Source organism: Verrucomicrobiota bacterium JB022 (assembly GCA_030673845.1).
GTDB lineage: Bacteria > Verrucomicrobiota > Verrucomicrobiia > Opitutales > Oceanipulchritudinaceae > WOUP01.
Genome location: JAUTCQ010000012.1, coordinates 325,631 through 350,895, shown reverse-complemented (window position 1 = coordinate 350,895; position 25,265 = coordinate 325,631). Strand labels below are relative to the sequence as shown.

13 protein-coding genes are annotated in these 25,265 nt (G+C 63.6%); 8 read left to right on the top strand and 5 right to left on the bottom strand.

Annotated features, from left to right (window positions below; translation table 11 throughout):
• Nucleotides 1-9: 9 nt before the first annotated feature.
• From Q7P63_08340 to Q7P63_08330, 3 genes are read left to right on the top strand one after another with little or no spacing between them, the layout of a single operon-like run.
• Nucleotides 10-939, top strand: coding sequence for a dihydrodipicolinate synthase family protein (locus Q7P63_08340; protein ID MDP0500097.1), 930 nt, complete (start codon nucleotides 10-12; stop codon nucleotides 937-939).
• Nucleotides 939-2,432 (top strand): sodium:solute symporter, encoded by a 1,494-nt coding sequence (locus tag Q7P63_08335; protein MDP0500096.1) that lies wholly within the window; start codon nucleotides 939-941, stop codon nucleotides 2,430-2,432. The genes Q7P63_08340 and Q7P63_08335 overlap by 1 nt, the downstream gene beginning before the upstream one ends.
• A 41-nt stretch (nucleotides 2,433-2,473) precedes the next feature.
• The gene (locus Q7P63_08330) at nucleotides 2,474-4,177 is read left to right on the top strand and encodes a leucine-rich repeat domain-containing protein (protein MDP0500095.1); all 1,704 of its coding nucleotides are present in this window, start codon (nucleotides 2,474-2,476) and stop codon (nucleotides 4,175-4,177) included.
• Between the two features lie 196 nt (nucleotides 4,178-4,373).
• On the opposite strand, the gene Q7P63_08325 is transcribed toward Q7P63_08330, so the two are convergent.
• Both Q7P63_08325 and Q7P63_08320 read right to left on the bottom strand, forming a co-directional pair.
• Nucleotides 4,374-5,213 (bottom strand): hypothetical protein, encoded by an 840-nt coding sequence (locus tag Q7P63_08325; protein ID MDP0500094.1) that lies wholly within the window; start codon nucleotides 5,211-5,213, stop codon nucleotides 4,374-4,376.
• 137 nt (nucleotides 5,214-5,350) lie between these two features.
• Nucleotides 5,351-6,355 carry a hypothetical protein gene (locus Q7P63_08320; protein ID MDP0500093.1) on the bottom strand — a complete coding sequence of 335 codons (1,005 nt, stop codon included), beginning with the start codon at nucleotides 6,353-6,355 and terminating at the stop codon, nucleotides 5,351-5,353.
• Nucleotides 6,356-6,724: 369 nt separating this feature from the next.
• Here Q7P63_08320 and Q7P63_08315 point away from each other — a divergent pair, with 369 nt between their 5' ends.
• From Q7P63_08315 to Q7P63_08295, 5 genes are all read left to right on the top strand, one after another.
• Nucleotides 6,725-7,492: a hypothetical protein gene (locus Q7P63_08315; GenBank protein ID MDP0500092.1), complete on the top strand. Its 768-nt coding sequence runs from the start codon at nucleotides 6,725-6,727 to the stop codon at nucleotides 7,490-7,492.
• Nucleotides 7,493-7,575: 83 nt separating this feature from the next.
• Nucleotides 7,576-9,654, top strand: a complete 2,079-nt coding sequence (locus tag Q7P63_08310) for a right-handed parallel beta-helix repeat-containing protein (protein ID MDP0500091.1) — start codon at nucleotides 7,576-7,578, stop codon at nucleotides 9,652-9,654.
• A gap of 256 nt (nucleotides 9,655-9,910) precedes the next feature.
• On the top strand, nucleotides 9,911-10,570 hold the full coding sequence (locus tag Q7P63_08305) for a hypothetical protein (GenBank protein MDP0500090.1): 660 nt from the start codon (nucleotides 9,911-9,913) through the stop codon (nucleotides 10,568-10,570).
• A gap of 34 nt (nucleotides 10,571-10,604) precedes the next feature.
• On the top strand, nucleotides 10,605-12,752 hold the full coding sequence (locus Q7P63_08300; protein ID MDP0500089.1) for a flotillin family protein: 2,148 nt from the start codon (nucleotides 10,605-10,607) through the stop codon (nucleotides 12,750-12,752).
• Nucleotides 12,753-12,856: 104 nt separating this feature from the next.
• A complete protein-coding gene (locus Q7P63_08295; GenBank protein MDP0500088.1) occupies nucleotides 12,857-18,289 on the top strand; it encodes a DNA repair ATPase in 5,433 nt (1,810 codons plus the stop codon).
• A gap of 5 nt (nucleotides 18,290-18,294) precedes the next feature.
• Here Q7P63_08295 and Q7P63_08290 read toward each other — a convergent pair whose 3' ends face one another.
• The 3 genes from Q7P63_08290 to Q7P63_08280 all read right to left on the bottom strand — a co-directional run bounded on the left by Q7P63_08290 (nucleotide 18,295) and on the right by Q7P63_08280 (nucleotide 25,145).
• On the bottom strand, nucleotides 18,295-20,364 hold the full coding sequence (locus tag Q7P63_08290) for an ATP-binding protein (GenBank protein ID MDP0500087.1): 2,070 nt from the start codon (nucleotides 20,362-20,364) through the stop codon (nucleotides 18,295-18,297).
• Nucleotides 20,365-20,537: 173 nt separating this feature from the next.
• Nucleotides 20,538-22,598 carry an ATP-binding protein gene (locus Q7P63_08285; GenBank protein ID MDP0500086.1) on the bottom strand — a complete coding sequence of 687 codons (2,061 nt, stop codon included), beginning with the start codon at nucleotides 22,596-22,598 and terminating at the stop codon, nucleotides 20,538-20,540.
• Nucleotides 22,599-22,709: 111 nt separating this feature from the next.
• Nucleotides 22,710-25,145, bottom strand: a complete 2,436-nt coding sequence (locus tag Q7P63_08280) for a phytase (protein MDP0500085.1) — start codon at nucleotides 25,143-25,145, stop codon at nucleotides 22,710-22,712.
• Nucleotides 25,146-25,265: the final 120 nt, after the last annotated feature.

Here is a 25,265-nt window from a genome sequence, read left to right as displayed (position 1 = left end):
GTTCCGCACATGACGACTACTCTCCCCGTAAAGGGCATCTGGGCTGCGCTTTGGATCCCGATGACGCCCAAAGGCACGCTGGACAAGGCAGCGCTGTCCAGCCACCTCCAGTTTCTCAAGCAACGCGGCATCCACGGTGTCCTTGCTCTCGGCAGCACGGGATGCTTCCCCTACTTCTCGCTCGATGAGCGCAAGACGATCCTCGAGGCCGTCGCGGAGCTGGCCGCGCCCTTGCCGGTCATCGCCAACGTCAGCCACATCGCACCCCGTGCCGTGGCCGAGCTGGCGGCCCACGCCAAGCAGACAGGCGTGGCTGGTGTCGGGATCATGGCTCCGGGCTTCTTCCCCACCGCGCAAGACGACATGCTCGAGCACTTCCTCGTCGCCGCCGAGGCGTCCGGGCTGCCCTGCATGCTTTATAATTTCCCCGAGCTGATCGGTACCCGTATCGAGCCGCAGACTGTGGCGGCCTTTGCCCAACGCGCACCCATGCTGGCGATCAAGCAGAGCGGCGGTGAGTTCGACTATCACCACAAGCTGGTCGAGCTGGGGCGCGAGTATGGATTCGCCGTGTTTTCCGGCGCGGATACCCGCCTGCCGGAAGCGTTTGCGATTGGGGCCGCCGGTTGCATTGGTGGGCTGGTCAACATCTTGCCCGAGGCCATGATCCACCTCTATCGAGTCTGTGCGGCAGGCCATTCGGGGGCGATCGAGCCCTACGCCAGCCAGCTCCGCGAGCTGGGTGCGATTATCGACCGGATCCCGTTCCCGCTCAATGTCGGGGGGGGCATGGAGGCGCGCGGCTTTACGGTCGGGGTGCCGCAATCCCGTGTGTCCGACACGACTCAGGCGCGCTATGAGAGCATCGTCACCACCCTGCGCGACCGCTTTGCGGCGTGGGGCTACCCGCTCCACCAACCCCAACCGGAGGACGCCTGATGCCGGCCGAGCAGAGCCATGTCGAGCTGGTGGACGCGCTCGTCCTGGTCGCGTATTTTCTCATGACGCTGGGGATCGGCTTTTACTTCTGGCGCAAGAGCCGCTCGGTGGCGGGCTTCACGGCAGGTAACGGCAGCATGTCGGGCATCCTCACCGGTCTCTCCATCCTCGGCACCTACATCAGTAGCATCAGTTTTCTGGCGCTGCCGGGCAAAGCCTTTGCCACCAACTGGAACTCGTTTGTCTTCAGCCTTTCGATCCCGGTTGCGGCAGTGATCGCCGTGAAGTGGTTCATGCCCTTTTACCGCGACCGGGGAGAAGTCTCGGCCTATTCGCACCTGGAGGAGCGTTTTGGCCGCTGGGCGCGCGTCTACACCAGCCTTTGTTATCTGCTGACGCAGGTCGCGCGCATCGCAACCGTCACTTACCTCATGGCGTTGCCCGTCAGTGTGTTGCTGGGGGTAGACATCCGCCTCATCATCCTCGTCACCGGCATCACGACGACGGTGTACACCTTTGCCGGCGGCATTGTGGGCGTGATCTGGACCGATGCGATTCAGACGGTGATCCTGATCCTGGGGGCGCTCGTCTGCGCGGGGCTCATGATCTTTTCGCTGCCCGGCGGGGCCGGGCAGTTCCTGGAGGCCGGACTGGCCTACGACAAGTTTTCACTCGGCAGCTTCGGGCCCGAAGTGGGCGAATCGACCTTCTGGGTTGTGCTTGTTTACGGGCTGGTGATCAACCTGCAGAATTTCGGCATCGATCAGAACTACGTCCAACGCTACCACGCCTCCCGGTCCAAGGCCGAGGCGGCGAAAAGCATCTGGATCGGCGGTCTGATCTACCTGCCCGTCTCGGCGCTGTTCTTCCTCATCGGCACCGCGCTCTTCGTCTACTATGCGACCTTCCCGGAAAATCTGCCGGCGGCCTACCGCGAGGCCTCTGCTGCCGATTCGGTTTTTCCGTGGTTCATCGTTACAGAGCTGCCGGCGGGCGTGCGCGGACTGCTGATCGCCTCGATCTTTGCCGCCGCCATGAGCACGATTTCGAGCAGCCTCAACTCTTCGTCGACCATCGTGCTCAACGACTATTTCGCGCTTCTGCGCGACTTTGCCACCAGCGAAAAGGCCAAAATGCGGGTCCTCTACGGCGCGACGGTCGTCTTCGGGGTCCTCGGGACGAGCCTGGCTCTGGCGCTCGTCAACGTGCCCAGCATCCTCGACGCCTGGTGGATCCTGGCGGGGACTTTTGGTGGGGGCAGCTTCGGGCTGTTCCTGCTAGGGATGCTTTCGCGCACTGCCACCGGCCGGGATGCGATCCTGGCGGTGCTTCTGGGGGTGGTGGTCATCCTGTGGCTCACGTTTTCCACTCTGCTGGAGGGCTTCCCTGAGGCGCTGCGCAGCCCCTTCCACGGCTTCTTTACCATCGTCATCGGCACGGCTACCATCCTGCTCACGGGCTTCCTCAGCGCGGCCTGCCTGCGGAGAGGGTAGCGGGCCGGTGCGGCCCCACTACGTTCCTTCAACTTCCCCTTATGCGCTTCCCCTTCAAGCGTTGTTTCTTCTCCCTTCTCGCCTCATTGTTTTACCTGTCGTTCGCCCGGGCGGCGACCTTTGAAGGCTTTGTCTACGAAGTCGCCTCCCGGGCTGTCACGATCACGGCCTACGAAGGTAGTGCACCGGAGGTCGAGATCCCGGCTACAATCGGCGGAAGACCCGTCACGGCGATTGGCGATTGGGCGTTCTCGAACCACTCCGGCCTGACGAGCGTCACGATTTCCGACAGCGTGACGCGGATTGGCGACTACGCCTTCACGGGCTGTTCCAGCCTGGCAAGCCTCGCCCTGGGCGATGGCGTTGCCAGCATCGGAGCATATGTCTTTCTGGGCTGTTCCCGCCTCACCGATGTGTCGATACCGGCCACGGTGGCAAGTATCGGCCCGGAGGCGTTTGGAGCGTGCCCGGCATTGCAGGCCATCGAAGTCAGCCCGGCCAACCCGACTTTCAGCAGCATCGGCGGCGTGCTTTTCGATCACGCGCGCCAGACGTTACTGGCCTTCCCGGGCGGCTGGGAGGGCGCCTATGAAATCCCGGGCAGCGTGTCGCGGATTGGAGCGGCAGCGTTTGCCTCCAGCTTCGGCCTGACCCGCGTCACCATCCCCGACGCGGTCACGACAATCGAAGCGCGAGCCTTTGCCGACTGTTCCCACTTGGCCGAGGTTCAGTTCGGCCAAGGGGTGACGGTGATCGGGGAGGGCGCTTTCCAGGGTTGTTCCAGCCTCACACGTATCGCTTTGCCGGCTGGGGTGGAGCAACTCGGGCCCTGGGCCTTCGCCGCTTGCACCCTGCTGGCGGAGGTCGTGCTGCCCGAGGGGCTCGCCCATCTTGGCGACAACGCGTTTTTCTCCTGCTCCAGCCTTCAGGCGGTAGCGATTCCGGACAGTGTTACCAGCGTGGGTCAGTATGCGTTTGCGGACTGCCTTCAGTTGCGCCGCGTCACCATCGGCCATGGCCTCACCCGGATTGCCGACCGCACTTTCTCGGGCTGCCGTAGTCTGGTCGATCTTTCACTGGGGCGTAGCCTCGCCAGCATCGGCAAGCACGCGTTCGCAGATTGCACCGGCCTGACGCGGGTCACGATCCCAGTGGAGGTTGCGAAGATCGAGCTTGGCGCGTTCAGCGGATGTGCCAGCTTGGCCGCAGCCGTCTTTACCGGGGCTTTGCCTGTAATCCAGCCATGGGCGTTCGACGCGGTGGCGTCCGACTTCCGCATTTACTACCCGGCCCGTGCGACGACGGATGATCGCGCGCTCTACTGGCTGGGATATCCTGCTGAGCTGGTGCCCGCGGCCTCTATCTGGGCCTTGTCGCATGGGGTGGCGTTTAACGACGCTTTATTCGACGCCGATCCGGATCAGGATGGGCTGGCGAATGTCTTTGAGTATGCGCTGGGCACCTCGCCTGCTGAGGTAACGTCTGCGGCTCTGGCCCCACGGCTGGCGCGGAGCAACCAGCAGCTCGTCTACACGCATCGCCGCCTGATCCGCAACCCGCCGACCATCGCCTACTGGTGGACGACGGACCTTTCGTTGCCCATCGCCCTCTGGACGCCCTTTGGCGCGGTGCCAGTGGTGACCAACCCGGATGCAGACGGCGATGGCCAGGTAGAGGAAGTCGCCGTGCCCCTGCCGGAGGTGGGTAATCTGCCCGTCTTCATCGTCATGACGGTGGCTCCCTGAGTCGCGAGCCTTCTGGGATGACAAATGAGGCGTCGCCCTCCCCAGGACGACGCCTCTTGTGCTTGCAGCGGGCCAGATCAGGATGTCTCGGCCTGGGCTGGGAAAGCGGTGCTTTTGTCGGCAGCAATGGGCCGCCCACATCGGCAGGCGGCCCTTTACTATGCTGACTGGACGAAAGCTCCCCCGCGCGATACTCCTACGCGCGCTTTCGACGCTGCCAGACGAAAGCAAAGGTGGCGACGGCCATCGCGAGCGAGATGATGGACGGCTCGGGCACGGCGGTAACGCCTCCGTTGACCACGAAGTTGTCCAGGTCGATGTTGCGGTTGCTCAAGGTGGTGGAGCCCGCCAGCGTCTGCGCGTCGGTGTAAAGGTAGAGGCGGAAGCTGAGCGGCGTATCGGCCGCCATCATGCCCAGGCTGGCGAGGTCGATACTGAGGCTGGAGAAGCCGGTCTTCGTGCCGCCGGCCCCGGTGTGTGTCAACGTGGTGTTGTCCACCTGGCTCGCATAGCCATCTGCATCGGTATAGAGGGCGGCCGTCAAGGTGGTGGAGATGTCGAGGCTGCCGGAGCCGCCGTAGCGGATCTGGGCGTCGAAGCTCAAGACGTCTCCTGCGCCGAAGTCCAGCGACATTCCGGCGGCGGGAGTCAGCGTAAACTGCAGGAAATCGTTGGTCACCTTGGCATCGTATTCGCCGCCGGTGTCGATTTCGGTGGAGCCGATGCCATTGACCGCGAGGTTGTCGGTGATGACGGGCCCCGTGGTGGTGCCGATAGCCGCAATGTTGCTGCCGCTTGCGGTGAGCCCGTAGGAAGGGATGCTCGTATCGTAGAGCCCGGCGATCAGGGGGCTGGCGCTGATATTGGCGCCGGTCGTGGCTGCGGCCGTGCCGGGGACGGTCGTGGCGTAGGAGCTGGTGAGCTGGGCGGTGCCGATGCCCGTGAAGTCGTAAGAAGCCAATACCGAGGCCTGAAGCCCGGTCGTGACGAGTGAGCCCATGATGAGGCTGAGTGCGAGGAGGGTATGCTGTTTCATGGAGGTGAGGAACATTGGGGTGGAGAGAAAGGGAGTGCCGGCCCGGGAGAATGCGCATAGGCAGAGCCCGGGCCCGTGGCGGCGGTTGCTGGCCAAACGGGGCGTACGCATGCGGCGGGAGCGCTTGATCCGGGAGCCTAGTTGGCTGCGCGAGCGACAACCCGGAAGAAGTGCGGGCTCGTGCCGACCGTTATGTTGTCGAGCAGGATGTCGAGCTGCCCGCCGTTGCCGCTGATGCCTTCTTTGGCCAGGGTGGGGGCGGCGAAATCGGCGCGGTCAGACATCTGGACGTCGTAGGTGGCTCCGGCCTGCGATGCGAACTTGAGGCGCGGGGTCGCTCCTTCCAGCTCAAGTTGCACCTCTGCGGGCGCGGCCACCGAGGGCAGCGCGAGGCTGCCGTTGACGACGAAGTTGTCGAGGTCGACGTTGCGGTTGCTCAAGGTGGTGGAGCCGGCCAGCGTCTGGGCATCGGTGTAAAAGTAGAGGCGGAAGCTGACGGCGGTATCGGCGGGGGCGTTGCCAATGGCGGCAAGGTCGATACTCAAGGGGGCGAAGCCGGATTTGGTGCCGCCGGCGCCATTGTGCGTCAGGGTAGCGCTACCGACCGGAGTCGTGTAGTCGTCGAGGCTGGTGTAGAGCGCCACGGTCAAGGTGGTCGAAATGCTCAGGCTGCCGGAGCCGCCGTAGCGGAGCTGCGCGTCGAAGCTCAGGGCGTCGGCGGCCTGAAAGCTCAGCGCGTTGCCGGCGGCAGGGGTGAGGGTAAACTCCAGGAAGTCGTTGGTCACCTTGGCGTCGTATTCGCCGCCGGTCTCGATCTCCTTGGCGCCCATTCCGTTGGTCGCCAGGTTGTCGGTGATGACAGGGCCGTTGAGCGCACCGATGGCGGCGATGTTGCTGCCGGAGGTCGTCAGCCCGTAAGAGGGTAGGGTCGTGTCGAACAGCCCGCTGATCAGGGCGCTGGCGGTCACCTCATCTCCCACTACGGTGGGGCCGGTGCCCGGCACGGCGGCCTCGTAGGAGTTGGCGAGCTGTGCGTTGCCGATGCCGGTGAAGTCGTAGCTGGCCAGAATGGCGGCATGGAGCCCGGCGGTGGCAAACGCGCTGGCCGAGACGGCAAACGCACAGAGAGGGTAGATTTTCATGGGGGTAATGAACGGTAGTTGCGGAGAGGGAAAATGAACGACGCAAGGTCGCGATACCGTCTCCCGCCCGAGCCTGAACCCGTGGCATGGAGGGGTAGGGGATGGTGTCCATTCAGCCGCAACTTCCCGCCGCGGCACGCCTCCCGGCAGTTTACGTAAACGAGGCCGCTTTACGTAAACAACGGTTCGGGTGTCCGACGGACAGGTTGTGCTGTAACTCGATGCCAGAGCCACCTCTCTTATCCCTCTGGCACCGCCCCTGAGCCTCTCCCCAGGCCACTCTGCCCCCCGTGCGGTCCGACCATGCTCCGAAAGCGGCGATTGCGCGCCTCTTCGCATTTCTTCCACCCCTTGAGCCTAAACGACTCCATGAAACTGTATCCCCTCTTCGCGCTGGCTGCTTCGGCCAGCGCACTCTCCACCGCCGGGCTCCAGGCCGCCATTCTGGCCAGCTACGACTTCACCGGCATCGGCAACGCGCAGCTCGGCAGCTCTTACTCCACCGTCGTGCCAGGCACCAACCCTTCTTCGATCGGGGCAGACGTGCGCGCCAGCCAGTTGCTGATGGCTCCCTACGACACGGCCTTGCCCTCCTACGGCCTCACCTTCAGCGGTGCCGGTGGGGCTGCCGTCGGCGTGGCTACGGCCCCCGTGATCACCGACAACCTGGCGGGCAACGGCATCGGCTCCAGGGAGATCGACACCGGCACCCGGCACGATGCCAAGGTCGCCAACGATTTCCTGCAATTCGTGCTCGTGCCCACCACCGGCAAGGCGCTGCATTTCGACGAAACCAACGTCCTGGGCTTCGACGCACAGATCCGTTATGGCGGCGCGGCAGAACAGGCGATCGAGACCACCTTTACCGTGGCGCTCTACACCAGCCTCGACGGTTATGCCAAGCCGGTCGGCCGCACCAGCTTGACGCACTCCGGGACGGGCGGGACCAAGTCGGGCTTCGTCCACCTGAGCATCGACCTGACCAAAATCGGCCCGGTGGCTCCCGACACGCCCGTCACCTTCCGCCTCTACCTCTACTCCGACGGGCAGACGATGAAAGGGGCGACTACCCTCAGCAACCGCAACGTCGACCTCGATAACATCGTCGTCAACGGCAGCGTCGTGTCGGCGGATTGAGCCCCTTTTCCGCCCAGGCTGCGGACGCATTTTCTCGTTGGTGAGGCCGAATGTCTCACCACTTCTTATACCCCCCGAAAAACATGAACCTACCCACAAAACCTCAATCCGTGCGGCCTGTCTCTCACCGCCCACGTGTTTCACCTCTACGCACCTTTGCCCTCTGCCTGGCTTCCGCCCTCGGGCTGGCCCCGGTGGTCTCTCACGCGCAGAACCTGCTCCAGAACAGTAGCTTCGAAGCGCCGCTCGGCGGCAGCAATAACTGGGTCATCGGGCAGGCCGGGGCTCCCACTGCCACCGTGGCGACCGACGCCACCCAGTTCCACTGGGAAGAGCAAAGCGTCAAGATGACCTACACCGGCTCCCAGCAGCCGGGCGTCTACAAGCAAGTCAAGCAGACCGTCTCCGGCCTCACGGTCGGCAAGACTTATTACGCCTACGTCTGGGCCAAGGGCCAGTCTGTGGGTGCGGGCACCAACTTCGTGATCCAAGGGGCTTCGCAGGCCACCACGGCCCTGCCGACGGGCAACTTCGATTGGCAGCTGTTCGAGTGCTCCTTCACCGCCGACCAGACTTCGCTCGTGGTGGGCGTCACGCTCCACTCGACCACCGGCTCGCTCTGGATCGACGATGTCTACCTGACGGAATACCAGCGCAAGGACGTCAGCACCCTCGGTATTCCCGGCAACAATACCGATGTCACCACCGCCATCGGCGCGGCCCTCAATACGCACAAGTTCCTCTACTTCCCGCCCGGTACCTACCGCGTGAGCGGCATCATCACGATGCCCAAAGGGGCCATTATCCAGGGCGCGGGCGACAGCACAATCTTCAACCAGGTGGCCGACGGCAACAGCATTTTCCGCGCGTTTGGCAACGACACCACCTTTATGGGCGACAACGAGTACACGGCCTTCAAGGTCATCGGTGGCGTGATCCCCTCGTCTTACAACCCCTCCAAATACATTGCGCACTACAAGACGGCCAAAAACGTCCTCATGCGCCACTGCACGGCCGACCCGGGTAACCTGATCTTCGTCACCACCCACAAGTCGACCTATGCCGACATCACGTCCGAAGACCAGCTCTCGGCCAACATCCGGGTCGCCTTTTGCACTGGGATCGGGCCGAACGTCAATGGCATCGTGGAAGAGCAGGCCTGCATCCGCTTCCGCTATACGATCGACAGTGAGATCTACAAGAACAACCTGAGCTTCTACGGCACCGGCATCGGGGTGTGGGGTGGCAACGCTTCCTTCGGCACCGGCCCGAACAACAACGGCGCGATGACGAATCCGCGTTGGGCCCGCCGATTCTACATCGCCGGCAACGTCGCCAACGACATGGTCAATGCCGGCATCTTCATCAGCATGGGCCAGTATATCACGGCCGAGTTCAACAACACCCACCGCTCCGACGACATCTCGCTCGATTTCGAAGGCTGCTTCGACAGCGTGGCGCAAGACAACATCGCGAGTGACGGCCTCAACGGCGCCATCGCCAACTTCTACGGCACGAAGAACATGGTCTTCCGCCGCAACCTCGTGACGAGCAATATCGAGGGCTACCCGCTCTACCGCATGTATAACAGCTCTTACGTCGCGAGCAATGTGCAGGACGTGGTGCTCGAAGACAACGTCTTCATCAGCTACGCCGGTCTCTCGTCGGTCGACGATTTCAAGGGCCCGGGCAATATTACCATTCGCAACAACACGTTCACCAACGCGGTGATCGACATTTCGCACCGCGGCATGGGCACCTCCGTCCCCGGCCCCACGATTACCGGCAACGAGCTGAACTTCACCCTCGCGATGACAGATCCGGCTACCGCGATCAACGTCAAGGTCGCCGCCGGTGATACGACGATCGAGAACAACCGCATTACCTGGACCAACACCACGGGCCGGAGCACCAAGACCGGTATCATGTATCGCCGCGTGCTCACCGCCGGGCAAACCATCAACGTCCGCGACAACTACATCCTCGGCTGTGGTGCCGCCGGGATCGACATCTACCATCCGCAGCCCAACGTGACCGCCGTGGTGGAAGACAATCAGGTGGGCAGCACGATCTATGTCGGTGCCCAAGGGCAAGTGACGCTCAACGCCTCCAACAATCAAAACCTCAGCGGGGGCGCCAACCCTCCCGTCTGGGTTCCCTGATCCGGCCTTCGGAGCGACACCCCAAACGGTCCGCACGACCATCGCCAACGGCACCTGCAGTTTATCTGCCGGTGCCTTTTTTGCGTCCAGAACCGCTCCCGCACTGGAGACATCCCGCGATGCAGGCACGCAGCGCGATTCTGCGCTGGTCTTCCGCCGGTGGAAGGGACAGTTTGGGGGCCTGCCTTCCAATCCGTGAGGGTTTTTATAATGGCCCGATCTCGCTGCCGATCCTATAATCCAACCTGTCCTGACGATGCCCGAAATCATCCGAGAAGCCCTTGCCTGGTATAACCTGCCCCTGACGATCCTGTTGGGGCTCGTGCTGCTGTATTGGCTCGTGACGCTGCTCGGGATCTTCGATTTCGACCTCGACTTTGGGGGCGACGTGGATGCCGACATCAGCCTGGGGGGCGGCTTTTTCAAGACCCTCTACAAGTATTTCGACCTCGACGTAGTCCCGCTGAGTCTCTTTGGCAGCATCTGCATCACCTTCGCATGGTTCCTCTCCATGCTGACGAACTATTACTTCAATCACGCGTTGGGGCTGGTAATGGGCTTCGTCTACATGGGCGGCAGCGTGCTGGTAAGCCTCTTCCTCACCAAGGCCGCCATGCGCCCCTTGCGCCCGTGGCTGCGCCAACTGGCGATCGAGGGCACGGTCCACGAGCCGATGGTCGGCAAGATCTGCACCGTGCGCACCGGGGAAGTCACCGACAGCTTCGGCCAAGGCCTCGTGAAGTGGGACGGGCGGGAAAAGATCCTGCAGATCCGCCTCGTGCCCGGCAGCGCACCGCTGAAGCGCGGCGACGAGGCGCTCATCATCGAGGGCGACGACAAGCGCCTGCTCTACTACGTCCAACCCTGGGAAGGCTACTTCCCCAAAGAAACGCTCGACGAACAGCTTCGTTCCTAACCATAAATTTCAAGACTTCCAACTTATCCAAACCATGCACCCTGTCCTGCTTCCTATCCTCGCGCAAGCCGCTGCCGATGCCGAAGCCACTGCCAGCCGAGGCGGTGGTATCCTTGGCGACCTGACCCTCATTACCATCGGGATCCTGCTCTTTATCCTGGTGGCCGTCGTCTTTTTCGTCACCTCCGCCTACCAGAAGGTGGAGCAGGGCAAGGCGCTGATCCGCAACGGCGCGGGCGGCACCAAGGTCTCGTTTACCGGCATGATCGTGCTGCCCGTCGTCCACAAGCTGGAGAAGATGGACATCACGGTGCGCCGGGTCACGGTCGAGCGCCGCGGTTCGGAAGGCCTCATCTGCAAGGACAACATGCGGGCCGACATCGCGGTCGATTTCTTCGTGCGCATCAACGATAACGAGGCCGATGTAAAGAACGTCGCCACCTCCATCGGTTGCGAACGCGCCAGCAGTATCGAAGGCATCCGCGAGCTCTTCGACGCCAAGTTCTCCGAGGCACTCAAGACGGTGGGCAAGCAGTTCCACTTCGAAGAGCTTTACACCGAGCGTAACAAGTTCCGCGATGAGATCATCAAGGTGATCGGGACGGACTTGAACGGCTACGTGCTCGAAGACGCCGCCATCGACTATCTGGAGCAGACGGGGCTCGAACACCTCAACCCCAACAACATCCTCGACGCCGAAGGCATCAAGAAGATCACCGACCGCACCTCGCGCGAAAAGATCCTCGCCAACCAGATCGATCAGGACCGCGTCAAGACCATCACCAAGCAAAACGTTGAGGCGCGCGAAGCCGTGCTTGAGCTGGAGAAGCAACAAGCCGAAGCCGAGGAAAAGCAGAAGCGCGAAATCTCCGTCATCCGCAGCCGCGAAGAGGCCGAATCGAAGCGCGTGGCCGAAGAGCAGCGCCTCCGCCACGAGCAGGCCCGCATCGCCACCGAGGAAGAGTTGGCCATCGCGACCGAGAACAAGGATCGCCAGATCATCATCGCGCAAAAGAACAAGCAGCGTACCGATGCCATTGAGACCGAGCGCGTCCAGCGCGACCGCGATCTGGAAGTGGTCGAGCGCCAGAAAGTGACCCAACTGGCCGACATCGAGCGCGAAAAAGCCGTGGAAGTCGAAAAGCGCAACATCCAGGAGGTGATCAAGGACCGCGTGATGGTCGAGAAGACCGTCGTGATCGAGCAGGAAAAGATCAAGGACACCGAAGCCTTTGCCGGGGCCGACCGCGCCAAGCAAGTCGCCATCACCAAGGCCGAGCAGGAAGCGCAGGAAAAGCTCATCGCCCAGCTCAAGGCCGCCGAAGCGAGCAAGGACGCCGAAGTGATGAAGGCCGAAGAGCTCTTCCTCACCCAAGTCCGTGCCGCCGAGGCCAGCAAGCGCTCGGCCGAGCTGAAGGCGCAGGAGCTCGTCGTGACCGCCGAAGCCGAAGAAAGCGCCAGCCAGCGCACCGCCGAAGCCAAGAAAAACCTCGCCTCCGCCAAGACGGCCGAGACCGCCGCCGCTGGCCTGGGCGAAGCCCAAGTGCTCGAAGCCATGGCCGCCGCCAAGCTGAAGGAAGGCGAATCGCTCGCCAAGAGCGACGAGCTGCGCTACCTCGCCGATGCCACCGGTATCAAGGAAAAGGCCGAGGCGATGAAGATCTTCGACGGCGTGGGCCGCGAACACGAAGAGTTCAAGCTGCGCCTGCAGAAGGACAAGGAGATCGAGCTGGCTTCCATCGAAGTCAACGAACGCATTGCCGAGCACCAGGCCGCCGTTTTGGCCGAGGCGCTCAAGAACACCCGCGTCGACATCGTGGGCGGCAGCACCGACTTCTACGACCGCATCGTCGGCGCCGTCACGCGCGGCAAGTCGGTCGACCGCACGATCAACAGCTCCGAGCACCTGCTCGACGTCAAGGAGACCTTCTTCGACGGCGGGCCGGAGCAGTTCCGCGCCAACGTCACCCAATGGGTCAACAAGCTGGGCCTGCGCACCGAAGACGTCCGCAACCTCACGCTGAGCGCCCTCTTGGCCAAGCTGGCCGGCCTCGCAGGCAACGACCAGAGCCTGCTGGCCAAGATCCAGGAGTATATCGGCATCGCCGACAAGTCGCCTTACGGCCAGATGTTTGTGCGCGATCTGCTGGCCCTCAACCCCACGTTGACGCAAAAGAACTAAGCCCGAGCCGGGCCAGAGGAAGGGGCTGAAGTGGATGCGCCGCCGGGCGCGTCCCTTCTCTCTCTTCGTTACTTGCGTTCGCATTCGTTCCCATCGATTCCCCTATGTCGTCGGTCCCCGCCACCCCCGCGCCCGCCTCGAAGCTCGAAGGCGGTGCCTACGAGGTCATCCGCCAGCGGCTGCGCCAGCAAGGCGCGGAGCTGCAGGGCAAGATCCAGCAGCTCAATACCGCCCGCCAAGGCGTCTTTGGCGTGGTCGAGCCCGAGCTGCTGGCCACACAGCGCATCACCACGGATTACAACTGCGTGGCGCGCGGCATGGTGTCGCTCTCGGGAGACCGCTTCCTCTTTGGCTACAACGTGCAGATGGGCCTGCGCTCGACCGTGACGCCCACGGATGTGCTGGCCGCCTTCCGCTACGACCGGGCCGACCGCAGTTTCCACCCGCTGCCGCTGGAGGAGATCCTGGCCTCGCAGGAGTTTCAGGACGACTTTGCGTATCTCTACCGTTACTACCGCAAGGCCGTCTTCGTAAAGTTCATGGTCATTGGGGCCTTCCTCTACATGGCCTTCCGCATCAGCGACGACCTGCGCGACATCAAGGTCTTCAAGTGGCTGATCGACGGTGACGTGCTGCGCTACGAGGGCAACCGTTTCGAGCACGAATACCAGTTCCCGGAGCAGCACCAGTTCAAGTGGACCCGCGCCCATCGCGATATGCAGCGCGGCGGTCCGCACCCCCACATCTCGATTGAAGACCGTCTGTTTGTGGAAGCGGTGGGGGGCGACCTCACGATCAAGATCGAGGACAACACCGAAGACGGGCAGGGCATCTACGCCGAGCCCGTGCAGGAAAAGGATCAGACGCTCGACGACGCCGAGTATCATTACGCGATTCTCGGCAGCCTCATCCTGCTCAAGATCAAGCCTTATCAGGAGAAGCAGGCCCGCCACTTCATCTACAACGAAAAGGTGAAGGAGGTGCGCCGGGTCGACGCCATTGAGCAGTCTTGCGTGCTGCTGCCGGAAGATCAGGGCGTGATCTTCGCCAACGGCTATTACCTGCACAACGGCGAATACAAGCTCTTCCCCGGCGAGCTGCAGCAGATGTATTTCGAGCGCGTCGTCAAGGCGCCCAACGGCGAAGACTACCTCTATGTGTTCTACGAGCGCCGCAGCGGCACGTATGTGCTCATGCGCTACAATTTGATCGAGCAGAGCGTGGAGGCGCCCATCGTCTGCCAAGGCTTCACGCTCTTCTCCAACGGCGAGCTGGTTTACTTCAAGGCCAACGAAGAGCCGACCCAGGCGCACGCCCTGCAGATCTGGCAAACGCCTTTCTCCAAAGAGCAGCAGGTGGTGGCTGGGCAAGCCGACAACTTCCTCTTCAAGGTGGGCAACGCCGAGATCGTGCGCTGCCTCTCCGCCCTGCGCGAAATCTCGTTGCTCATCGCGCGCGAAGACAGCTACGAAGGCCTGTACGTCGACCTTGTGCGGCTCAGCCAGAAGGTGATCGACCTGCATTACTGGCTCGACCGACCCGAGGCGGTGGACCTGAAAACGACCCTCGCCGCCGTACATGCCACCGGGCAGGCCGCCATCGATGAGTTCGAGAAGGTGCAGCGCATCCGCAAGGCCACCCAGGCGCGCATGGACGCCGTGAGCCAGGCCACGCGCAAGGCCCTGACCGAGGCCGGAGGCACGCCGCCGGATGACATTCGCGGCTATGTGGCCCACCTCGCCCGCCTGCGCCAGTTGCGGGGCGAGATCATCGGCCTGCGGGAGCTGCGCTACGTCGATCTCCCGGCAGTCGACCAGCTCGAAACCTCCCTTAGCGAGCTGTCCGCTCGGGTTGCGCAACAGACCGTCACTTTCCTGCTCAGCGAGGCTGCGCTTGCGCCCTATGCCGCCGCACTGGCCGAACATGCCAAAGCGGGGCGCGAGGCCGATACCGTCGCCATCCTCAAGGAAGTCGAGGCCGCTTGCGACGAGACGGGGGCGCAGTTAGAGCTGTTGATCGACATCGTCAACAACCTCAAGATCGACGACGCCACCCAGGCTACCGCCATCATCGACCGCATTTCCGCGATCTACGCCGACCTGAACCAACTGAAGGTGGAGCTGCGCAACCGCCGTCGCGACATGATGCGGACGGAGGGCGTGGCGCAGTTCAACGCCCAGCTCAAGCTGCTCAACCAGGCGGTCATCAACTACCTCGACATCGTCGACTCGCCCGAGCGTTGCGAGGAATACCTGACCAAGCTCATGGTGCAGCTCGAAGAGCTGGAGGGCCAGTTCGCGGAGTTCCCGGAGTTCGTCGAGCAGATCACGACCAAGCGGGAGGAAGTCTACAACGCCTTCCAGTCGCGCCGCATGGCCCTGCAGGAAGCACGCAACCAGAAGGCCGGGCAGCTGATGTCGGCGGGTGAGCGCATCCTCAAGGGCATCCGCAGCCGCGTCGCGCAGTTCAAGGAAGTCAACGAGATCAACGGCTATTTCGCGAGCGACCTGATGGTCGACAAGGTGCGCAACCTCATCCGGCAGCTCAAGGAGCTGGGCGAGCCGCTGAAGGGCGACGACCTCGCCACCCGCCTCAAGACCGCCCAGGGCGATGCCGTGCGCCAGCTCAAGGACCGGCAGGAGCTCTTCGTCGACGGCACCAACCTCCTGCAGTTCGGCCGCCACAAGTTCACCGTCAACCAGCAAGAGCTGAACCTCACGACGGTCCGGCGCGAGGGCGACTTCTACTACCACCTCACCGGCACCCAGTTTTTCCAGCGTATCGTGGATGAGGAGTTGAACGCTCTCCGCCCGGTGTGGGACATGGAGCTGCCGAGCGAGAGCGACACCGTCTACCGCGCCGAATTCCTCGCCTACGCGGCACTGCAGGCACTGGAGCAGGGTGGGGACGGGCTTGACCTGCCGGGTTACCTCGCCGCCACGCCCGAAGCCCGCCTGGCCTGGATCCAACGGTTCATGGGCCCGCGCTACCGCGAAGGCTACTCCAAGGGCCTGCACGACCTCGACGCCCGCCTGCTGCTCGATGCACTGGTGGAGATCCACGCCGTGGTCGGCCTGCTGCGCTACGACACGGCGACCCGCGCCTGCGCCCTCGTCTTCTGGGAGCAGTATGCAGGCAGCGAACAGCGCCAGTTGCTCAGCCAGAGGCTCGATTCCTTTGCCACCATGCGGCGGCTCTTCCCGCAGCACCAGACGCAGGCCGGCTACATCCGCGAGATCGAGCGGGCGGTGGAGGAGTTTTGCGAACGCACCGCGCTGTTCCCGGCCGCACTCGCCCCGGAGGCCGCGCGTTATCTGTTTACCGAGCTGGTGACGCCCGACAGCCTGACGGTCAGCCGCGAAGCCGCGCAGCTCGCCGAGCGCTTCCGCGTGGAGCTGGTGGCGCAGCGCTACCTCAACGCCTTCGAGGAGGCCCGCGAGCGCATGAAGGGGCAACCCGCCGCCGAATTTGAAGTGATCCGCGACTGGCTGCTCGGCTACGGCCTTGCCCAAGGCCTGAACGAGCGTGAGCTGGAATACGTGGACGAGACGGCGGCCCACCTCCTGCGCGGCGGAATTCAGCCGAGCCAGGTCGTCGAAGTGCCGCTGGAGCGCGACCTGGAAGGCTTGCGGGGCGATCACCCGGTGCTGGGCGAGGGCCGTCGCTACCACCTGCATTACAACCACTTCCTGCGCAAGCTCCGCCGCTTCGAGGGCGATACCATGCCCCAGTGGCTGGCCTTCGACCGCCGCAAGCACGAGCTGGTCGAGACCCTGCGCGTAAAGCTGAGGCTCGACGAGTTCAAGCCGCAGGTGATGAGCGCCTTTGTGCGTAACCGCTTGCTCGACGAAGTCTTCCTGCCCCTCATTGGCGACAACCTGGCCAAGCAGATCGGCACCGCCGGCGAGAACACCCGCACCGACCGCATGGGCATGCTGCTGCTCATCTCGCCGCCCGGCTACGGCAAGACGACCCTGATGGAGTATGTCGCCAACCGCCTCGGCATCACCTTCGTCAAGGTCAACGGCCCGGCCATCGGGCACGACGTCACCAGCCTCGACCCCAGCGAAGCCCGCAACGCGAGCGCCCGCGAGGAGGTCAACAAGCTGAATCTCGCTTTCGAGATGGGCGACAACGTGATGATCTACCTCGACGACATCCAGCACACCAACCCGGAGCTGCTGCAGAAGTTCATCTCGCTCTGCGACGGGCAGCGCAAGATCGAGGGCGTCTACAACGGCGTGGCGCGTACCTACGACTTGCGCGGCAAGAAGGTGGCCGTCGTTATGGCCGGCAACCCTTACACCGAGACGGGGGGGCGCTTCCAGATCCCCGACATGTTGGCCAACCGCGCCGACACCTACAACCTGGGCGACATGGTGCAGCAAAACCGCACCGCCTTCGAGGCCAGCTACCTCGAAAACTGCCTCACTTCCAATCCTGCGCTCAGCACGCTCGCAGGCAAGGCACGCGAAGACGTCTACGCCGTCATGCGCATCGCGGAGACGGGCAGCCATGAAGGCGTCGACTTTGTCGGCAACTATTCGATGGAAGAGGTCAACGAGATGGTCACCGTCACGCGTCACCTGATGCGCGTGCGCGACACCGTCCTGCGCGTCAACCTCGAGTATATCCGCAGCGCCGCCACGGCAGACAACTACCGCACCGAGCCGCCCTTCAAGCTCCAGGGCTCCTACCGCAACATGAACCGGATGGCGGAAAAGGTGTTGCCGCTCATGACGCCGGGCGAGGTGGATGCGCTCGTCTTGCAGCACTACGTGGGCGAAGCCCAGACCCTCACCACCGGGGCGGAGTCGAATCTCCTGAAGTTCCGTGAGATGGAGGGCCTCTTGACCGAGCAGGAACAGGCGCGCTGGGCCCTCGTCAAGGAACGCTACGTGCGCAACTCCGTGATGGGTGCGAAGGATCAGGACCCCGTCGACCGCGTGGTCGGCGCAGTGCACGACCTGACCCAAGGCGTCGGCAAGATTTCCAGCCAGCTGGAGACGGCGGTGGGCCAGCAGGGCCAGCCGGTGATGCTCGACCCTGCCTTCCGCGCGGAAGTATCAACCCATTTGGCCCAGTTCGGGCAAGGGCAGGCGCAAGTGGCCCAGCTACTGGAGCGCCCGCTGCCGCCGCTCGCCCTTACCCCCGACAGCCTGGGCGCGCTCCGCCAAGATCTGACCACGCTCACGCAGTCCCTGGCCGCGCTGCAAGGGCAGGTGGGGCGTTCGCTCGCGCCTTTGGCCGAGGCCGCACAACGCCCCGCCACGCCTGCAACGCTGCACCTGCCGCCGGAGTTTTCCGCCTCGCTGGGGCAGCTTGCCGAGACTGTGGTCGAGCCTCTGCGCCGACTCGACGCTCAGCTCCAGCATCTCACCCCTTCGGCCGCACCCGAAAACACGGCCTTAACCCACCACATCGAGCTATCCGACGATATCAAATGGCAACTGCGCACCCTTCTGCGCGCCTTCAACCGCCTCTTCCTGCGGATCGGGCTCGACCCGCTCCCGGAAAGCCAGGCGCATGACGACTAGATGCGCTACGCGGTCGGCTCCTGCGTCGCGTCTTCACCGGCCTTGCAAACGCGTTGCAGGGCGGCGTGCATCTCCTCGGGGCGGATGGGCTTGCTGACGAAGTCGTCCATCCCGGCGGAAAGGCACGCGTCCCGCGCTTCAGACATGGCCGAAGCGGTCAGGGCTATCACGCAAACGTTCGCATCGACGCCTGGCAAGGATCCGGAACGAATCCGCCGCGTGGCCTCGTAGCCGTCGACGCCCGGCATCTGGCAATCCATCAATACCGCGTCGAAAGGCTGCTGGGCCAGGCGATCGAGTGCTTCCTGCCCGTCGCTCACGATCTCTACCCGGTGCCCCATCGAGGCAAGCAGGCGGCGAATGACGGTCTGGTTGACGGCGTTGTCGTCGGCCACCAACAAATCCAGGGAACGCTGAACAGGGTTCAGGCCTGGGGTAGGGGCGCTGGGCCGGGGATGACGCTTGTTTCCCTCTTGGCCGTTGCGCTGCAGGGTGAGGGTAAACCAGAATTCCGAGCCCCGGCCCGACTCGCTGGACAGGCCGATCTGGCCGCCCATCAGGTGGATCAGTTGTTGGCAGATCGACAAGCCGAGCCCGGTGCCGCCAAACTTGCGGGCCGGGGCGTCATGGACTTGCGTGAAGGGCTGGAAAAGCTGGGCCTGGGCTGCCTGGGCAATGCCAATCCCCGTGTCACGCACGGCCATGCGAAATGTCACGCTGCAGTCGGAGTGCTCCAGCTCGCGTGCGACAATCGTGACGCTACCCTGCGTGGTAAATTTCAGCGCGTTGCCCACCAGGTTGGTCAACACCTGCCGAATCCGCCCGGCATCGCCCCACAAAGGCTCGCTGAGGGCGGGGTCGATCTCCAGATTCAGCGCGAGGCCCTTCTTGTCTGCGGCCGGAGCGAGCAGGGCCGCAACATCTTCGACCAAGGGGGCGAGCTCGAATCTCTCCGGCGTGATCTCCAGCTTGCCGGCCTCGATCTTGGAAAAGTCGAGAATGTCGTTGAGGATCGTCAGCAGGTTTTCGGAGCTGTGCTTGATCAGGCGACCCATGTCAGCCTGCTCCGCGTCCAGCGAAGTGCGGTTGAGCAGATCGGTGAGTCCAATGATGCCGTTCATGGGCGTGCGGATCTCATGGCTCATGATCGCGAGAAAGTTGCTCTTGGCCTGTTGGGCCGCTTCCGCCGTTTCCTTCGCCTTCTCCAGCTTCTCGCCATGCAAGCGCTCGGCCTCCAGCAGTTCGCGTTGGACGAGGCTGACGCTTGCCACCGTCAGAGGCGCGAGGGCCATGAGCACGAGGCCGAGACGCACCGAGGCCATGGCCGCCATCGGATCTTCGCCGAGCGGTATGGCGATGAACTGGGTAGCGATGGCTACCATCATGCCGCTGCAGAGGGCCGTTGTAAGGGTAGCGGTGGAGAAAAGGCTGTAGCTGAGCGCGCACCAGAGCAGGGCGGGCACAGGAAAGGCCATCGAGCCCGGGCCGTCTATCAGCACCGCGAGGAAGAGGGACGCGAGGAGGGCCGCTGCCGGAGCCAACCTTTTGGCCCAGCGCAGCTTCCCCATCTCCCGCAACTTCTCGCATAGAGCCGCACCGGTTGGGAAGGTCAGCAGCATCGGCAGGACGATGACGGCGTTGACCAACTCGGCGGTAGACCAGAATCCGAAGCCGGCCCAGTAAGGTTTATCGAAATAAACGGGCGCAGTGCCAGCGCCTACCGTCGCGGCGGCGATCGAGTAGATGGTGCAGGCTGCGAAGAGGTAGAGCACGGAAAGGGGGCGTCGCAACTGGCGATCGGCCTCGTTCATGCGCATCAGCAGCAGGTACCCGGTGAAGATTGCCACCATATTGGCACTCGTCAGCCACAGGGTCAGATGCCAAGTGGTACCCGCCAGCACGTCGGCGGCAACGAGGGCCACGAAGGCTGCGACCCAGTTGGGTAGCGCCGCGTAACGAGGCGTGCGGATCATCAACCCGATCAGCAGGGCATTGGCGGGCCAGAAGGCGGCCAAAAAACCGATCTGGCGCGTAAAGATGCCAAAGAGCGCAGCCGCCAGGACGATTCCGGCCATAATGAGCGGATCTTTGACGGAATGATGAAGCAAGCTCTTGCGCATGCAGAAATTCGGCCGGGAGTATAAGGAGTGCTACGCTCCTTAAAAATCGGCGTTTTCGCTCTCCGAATTTAGCCTAAATTAGGGCTTTAGCCTCTGGTTGTGCTTGCAGATTTACTTTATGCGCGCGGCTAACGTACCGCTAACGCAAGGCCGACCAGGGGCAGGCGGACGACGAAGCGCGTTCCTTGCTGCGGGGCACTATCGATCTCCAGCATTCCCTCGTTGCGGGCAATGAACTCGCGGCAGATGAGCAGGCCCAGCCCGCTTCCTTTTTCTCCCCGGGTGCCGGTGGCCGAGTGGATCCGGGTCTGCCGCAGCAGTCCCTTGGCCACTCCCTGTTCCATGCCGACTCCTTCGTCGGCGATCTCGAACTCGTGCCACGACTCGCTCTGGCGCTCGCACACACTGATGCGGCCACCTTCATGGCTGAACTTGATGGCATTGCCAATCAGGTTTCGAAAAACCGTCTGCAGCATGTGCGGGTCGGCATAAACGACCGTATGCGGTGCGATCCGCGAGTCGATCAGCAGCCGCTTGCGCTGGATGGAAGGCAGCAGCAGGTCGAGCGTGCTATCGACCAAAACCCCCGGCTGGACGAAACCCGGACGGTAGGGGATGTCGTTGGTCTGGGTACGCGCCCAGTCGAGCAGGTTGTGGAGCAGTTGGGACGCCTCCTGCGCGCTGCGTTGGATCACTTGGGCGCGGCGTTGCTGCTCCTGCGGCTCGCAAAAGCCCTGTTCGTCTTCGATCAGCTCGGCCACGCTTTCGATCGCATAAAGCGGGTTGCGCAAATCATGTCCCACGATGGAAAAGATGCGGTCCTTGGTCGCGTTGAGGCGGCGCAGATCCGCTGCCTGGGCCTCGATCCGCTCGTTTTGCGCCAAAATCTCGCCCTGTCGCGCGGTCAGATGATCGTTTGCCAGCTCCAGCGCCTCGGCCTGTTCGGCGATTTGTCTGCGCTGCTCGGCCAGCTCCCGGTTGTAGCGCTGCAGGCGGCGACGGCTCCAGTAGACGAAAGCCGAGAAGCCCATCAGCAGGGCCATCCCCGCGATCATGCCCCAGCGTACGTTGCGGCGCAGGGTCGCCTTCTCATGTTCGCTGTGCAACAGCTCCTGCAGGTTCTGGGCGTCGCGGATGATCTCCGTCGTGTTGGCGTAAAAGGCCTCGTCGTCGTCCGCCGTCAACAAGTCGAAATTGACTTCCTCGGCCAAGGCTTCCGCGCGGTTGGTGTAATCCACGGCCAGCTCCAGCTGCCCCAGGTCGCGGTAGACGAAGGCTGCCGTGAGGTAGGCGGCGGCGAGATCGCCCCACAGTTTGTGTTCCTCGAAATAGCGCTGCGCAAAATCCAGATAACGCTCCGCCAATACAGCGTCGCCCGCCTCGGCCAGGCTCAGGATCACCGCGTCGAAGTCGTTTTCCTCGGCGTGGAGCACGGCGGCCACCTGCTCTTCCGTCAACGGATGGGCAAAAGGGTTGTTCTTGAGAAAGAGCAGGCTGAGGTGGAAATCGAAGAGCGCCGCTGGCAGCTCGCGCAGGTTGTTGTTGGAGATGTCGAGGTCGCGCAGATTGCGTAGGCGGTCGATGTCGGGCCACAGGTGGCTTAGCTGGTTGGAGCCGACGACCAGTTCGCCTAGTTGGTCGAGTTCGAGGATCGAGGCCGGCAGCTCGGTCAACTGGTTGCGGGCCACCTTCAGCTCTTCAAGCTCCGTCAGCTGCCCCACCTCGTCGGGCAGACGCGTCAGGCGGTTTTCGTTCAGCTCGATCTCGGTCAACTGGTGCAGCTGGGCGACGGCGGCGGGCAGCTCGCGGATGCGGTTGCGCGAGGCCTCCAACTCTGAGAGCGTGCCGATGGTAAACAGCTCGGGCGGCAGCTCCTCCAGCTCGTTGTCGTTCAGCTCCAGCTCCACCAGCTTTTGCAGGCGCCCGATCTCCGGCGGCACCACTGCGATCCGGTTGTGGTTGAGCAGCAGGATGCGGAGGTTGGGCAGCCCCGTCACTTCCAGCGGGAAGGCTTCCAGCCCCTGCCGCGAAAGGTCGAGCTTGTAGACCTTCTCCGGCTCGGCCAACGCGCTTTCCAGGTGGTAGTGCCACACCGCGTTGACGAGGTCTTCCTTCGAGAGCGTGCTGCCCTGACCCCAGCCGAGGTGGCTGACGCAGACGGCGATCAGGGTGAGGAAGCTCAGGCGCATGAGGGCTGAACGGTCGATTTTACCATAACGGGCGGGGCCGGGGCGTGACGTTTCGGTGACGTTGTCGACGAAAAACCCGCACCTGGAGGGGTGCGGGCTCTCTCAACTCTCTTACCGGCGGCCTTGGGGGGCGCGCGGGTTATAGCTTGTATCGACCTCAAGTCCCAACGCTTCGGCTACCCGTTCCCAAGGTACCCACTTGAAATTTGTGGCGTAGTCGCCGGGCCCGTCTCCACGGTCTTGCCCGTCGTGTACGATCAGCACCCCTTGGGGGAAGAGCGGCCCCAGCGGCATGTTGGTCACGTCGAGGCCGTCGCAGTCCTGGCTGCCGTCGATCCCCTCGCCATTGGCCACCACCGCAAACGACCCGACAAAGGCGTGATTGGCGCGGTCGTAGACCGCAAAGGTGTTGCTGCCCTGGCTCGATACGAGGATGTAGCCCCGGCCGTCGGGCAGGTAGTAGATCGTGACGCCCTCGATGTCTTCGCGCAGGTTGTCGTCGCCCGCCGCCGCGAGGAAATCGTCTGCCGTCAGCGTGGTGACGGCTTCGGTCGGCTCGGCATCGACATGGTAGACTGCGGTCGGCTCCTGACAAACGTAGAGGATGCCGCGCTCCTGGTCGACTACCATGCCTTCGGCGTGCTCGTCTTCTTCGCCGCCGGCGAGCACGATTTCGCGCACCGGTTCCCAGCCCACCTTGGCGCCCTTGGCCACAAGGCGGACTTGCGCCACGCGGTTGGTGCCGTTTTGGGTGGCAAAGGCGTAATAGCTGCCGTCGACGGGGCTGACATAGGCAGCGCTGCCATAGGCGGTGTCTTCGCCCGGCTCGCCGTCGAAGAGCTTGGGCGAGGCGTAATCCGTCACGTCGATCAAGTACGGCGCGTCGGGCTGGATGCGATAGAGGCCCAACTGGTCGCTGAAGCGGTCGGTAAACACCGCCAGGTCGACCTTTTCACCGCCCAGCGGGAAGCCATAGACCACATCCACGTTGTTGAAACGGATGTCGCCCGGCTGCGCGTCTTTCAGGGTGCGGCCCTGCGCGTCATAGATCGAGTAGCCGGCCTCTTTCTGGGTGGCGAGCACGAGGCTGCGGCTGGGGTCGGTGGGGTGGTGCCAGAAGGCCGGGTCGTCCGCATCCGGCGGGGTGAAGGTGGTGCGCGCGGTCTCGACGGTCGGCATCACGAGTGCCGCCGCCAGCTCCGAGACGTTGATTCGCCCAGGAGTTAGGTGGCCCTTCGCCGGCACGTTCTTCGAGGCCGAAGCGGCATAGGCATCGCCGTCGAGGCTGCCGTAGGTCCAAGAATCAGGGCCGGTCAGGCGGTTGTCGCGATAGCGGGTCACGGCTTGCACCGGGTAGTCGACCCACACGCGTTCGTCTTCCTGCACGGTAATGAAGCGCGGGTTGCTCGTCCACGCAAGGCGGTCCATCTCCTGCACGCCTGCGGGCACGCGCAGCAGGTTGTCGCGCAGTTCGAGGTTCTGGCGGCTCAGGTCCACCTTTGGGCTGTAGACGAGATGCAGGCTGGCCACATCGGCGGCGAAAACTTGCTGTAGTGCGTCGCTTTGAGCCTGGGCGGGGCCGTAGAAGATACCGTCGAGGTTGGTGGCCTGGCCGTCGAGGCTCATGACGAGCACGACTTCATGGCCCGCCACGCCGACGAGATACACGTGGTCCAGCGACTGGTGGGGGTGGCCGAGAACTTCCACGAAGCCGCCACTGGACGTGTTGGGCGCTGCCACTTCGTTGAGCAGCGCAAACGGCGCGTAGGCAAAGTTGGGATGGCCGGGCGTCACCTTCGCATTGGGGGGCAGGTTGACGCTGGCCGCATTGGGGTTGTAGCGATTGCTTTCGGGGCTGGTCTCCTGGAGGCCACCATTGGCCCAGGCGGAGGCGGCGTTGGCCTCGTGGTGGTCGCGCAGACGGCTGGCGGCATCGGGACCACCGGCGGACTGGTTGAGCAGCGCCGGGGTGTAGCCTACGCCCGCGCCATTGTCGAGCCAGCCCACGCTGTCGACGATCTGGGTGCCGGTTGGCAAGGCCAGCTCACCCGCGTTGTTCGGGTCCAGGTCATCGCCTGCGCGGAAGGAGAGCTGCGTACCCTGCACGAGCAGGAAGGTCACGGCGTCGTGTTCAATCAATCCGTCGGGGTGGGAGTCGTCGCTGTAGGAGCGGATCTCCGGCAGCTCCAGCACAGCCGTCTCGCGGGCGGCATCGGCGTACTGGCCGGGTCCGCGGACCAGCAACAGGCCGTTGGCGCCCAGGCGTTGGCCGTCGAGATTTACCGCGATATCTACCGTGCCCGGGTTGTCGGCGTCATCGCCGTCGATCACGAGCAGCCAGGTATTCTGGATCGGCTGCCCTGCGGGCCCTACTAGCTCGATGAATTGCAGGGCGTGGACGTCGTCCGGGATGCCGGCTTTGACCTCGTTGAGGCGCAGGCCGGAGTCGTTGCGGGAAGAGGAGAGGGCAGGGGTGTTCTGGCAGGCGGTGAGGCCCAGCAGCAGCGCTCCAAGCGTGCCGCACAGGGGCGGGAAAGTCGTCTTCATGTTGGGCAGATGGGATAGTTCACGGATGCGCCGGCGGCAGGGTGGCGGCGGCGGATAAGAGACGGGCGGGCGCAGGATTGGGACCGCGCCCGCCCGAGTTTCGTTCAGAGCAAAGGGCTC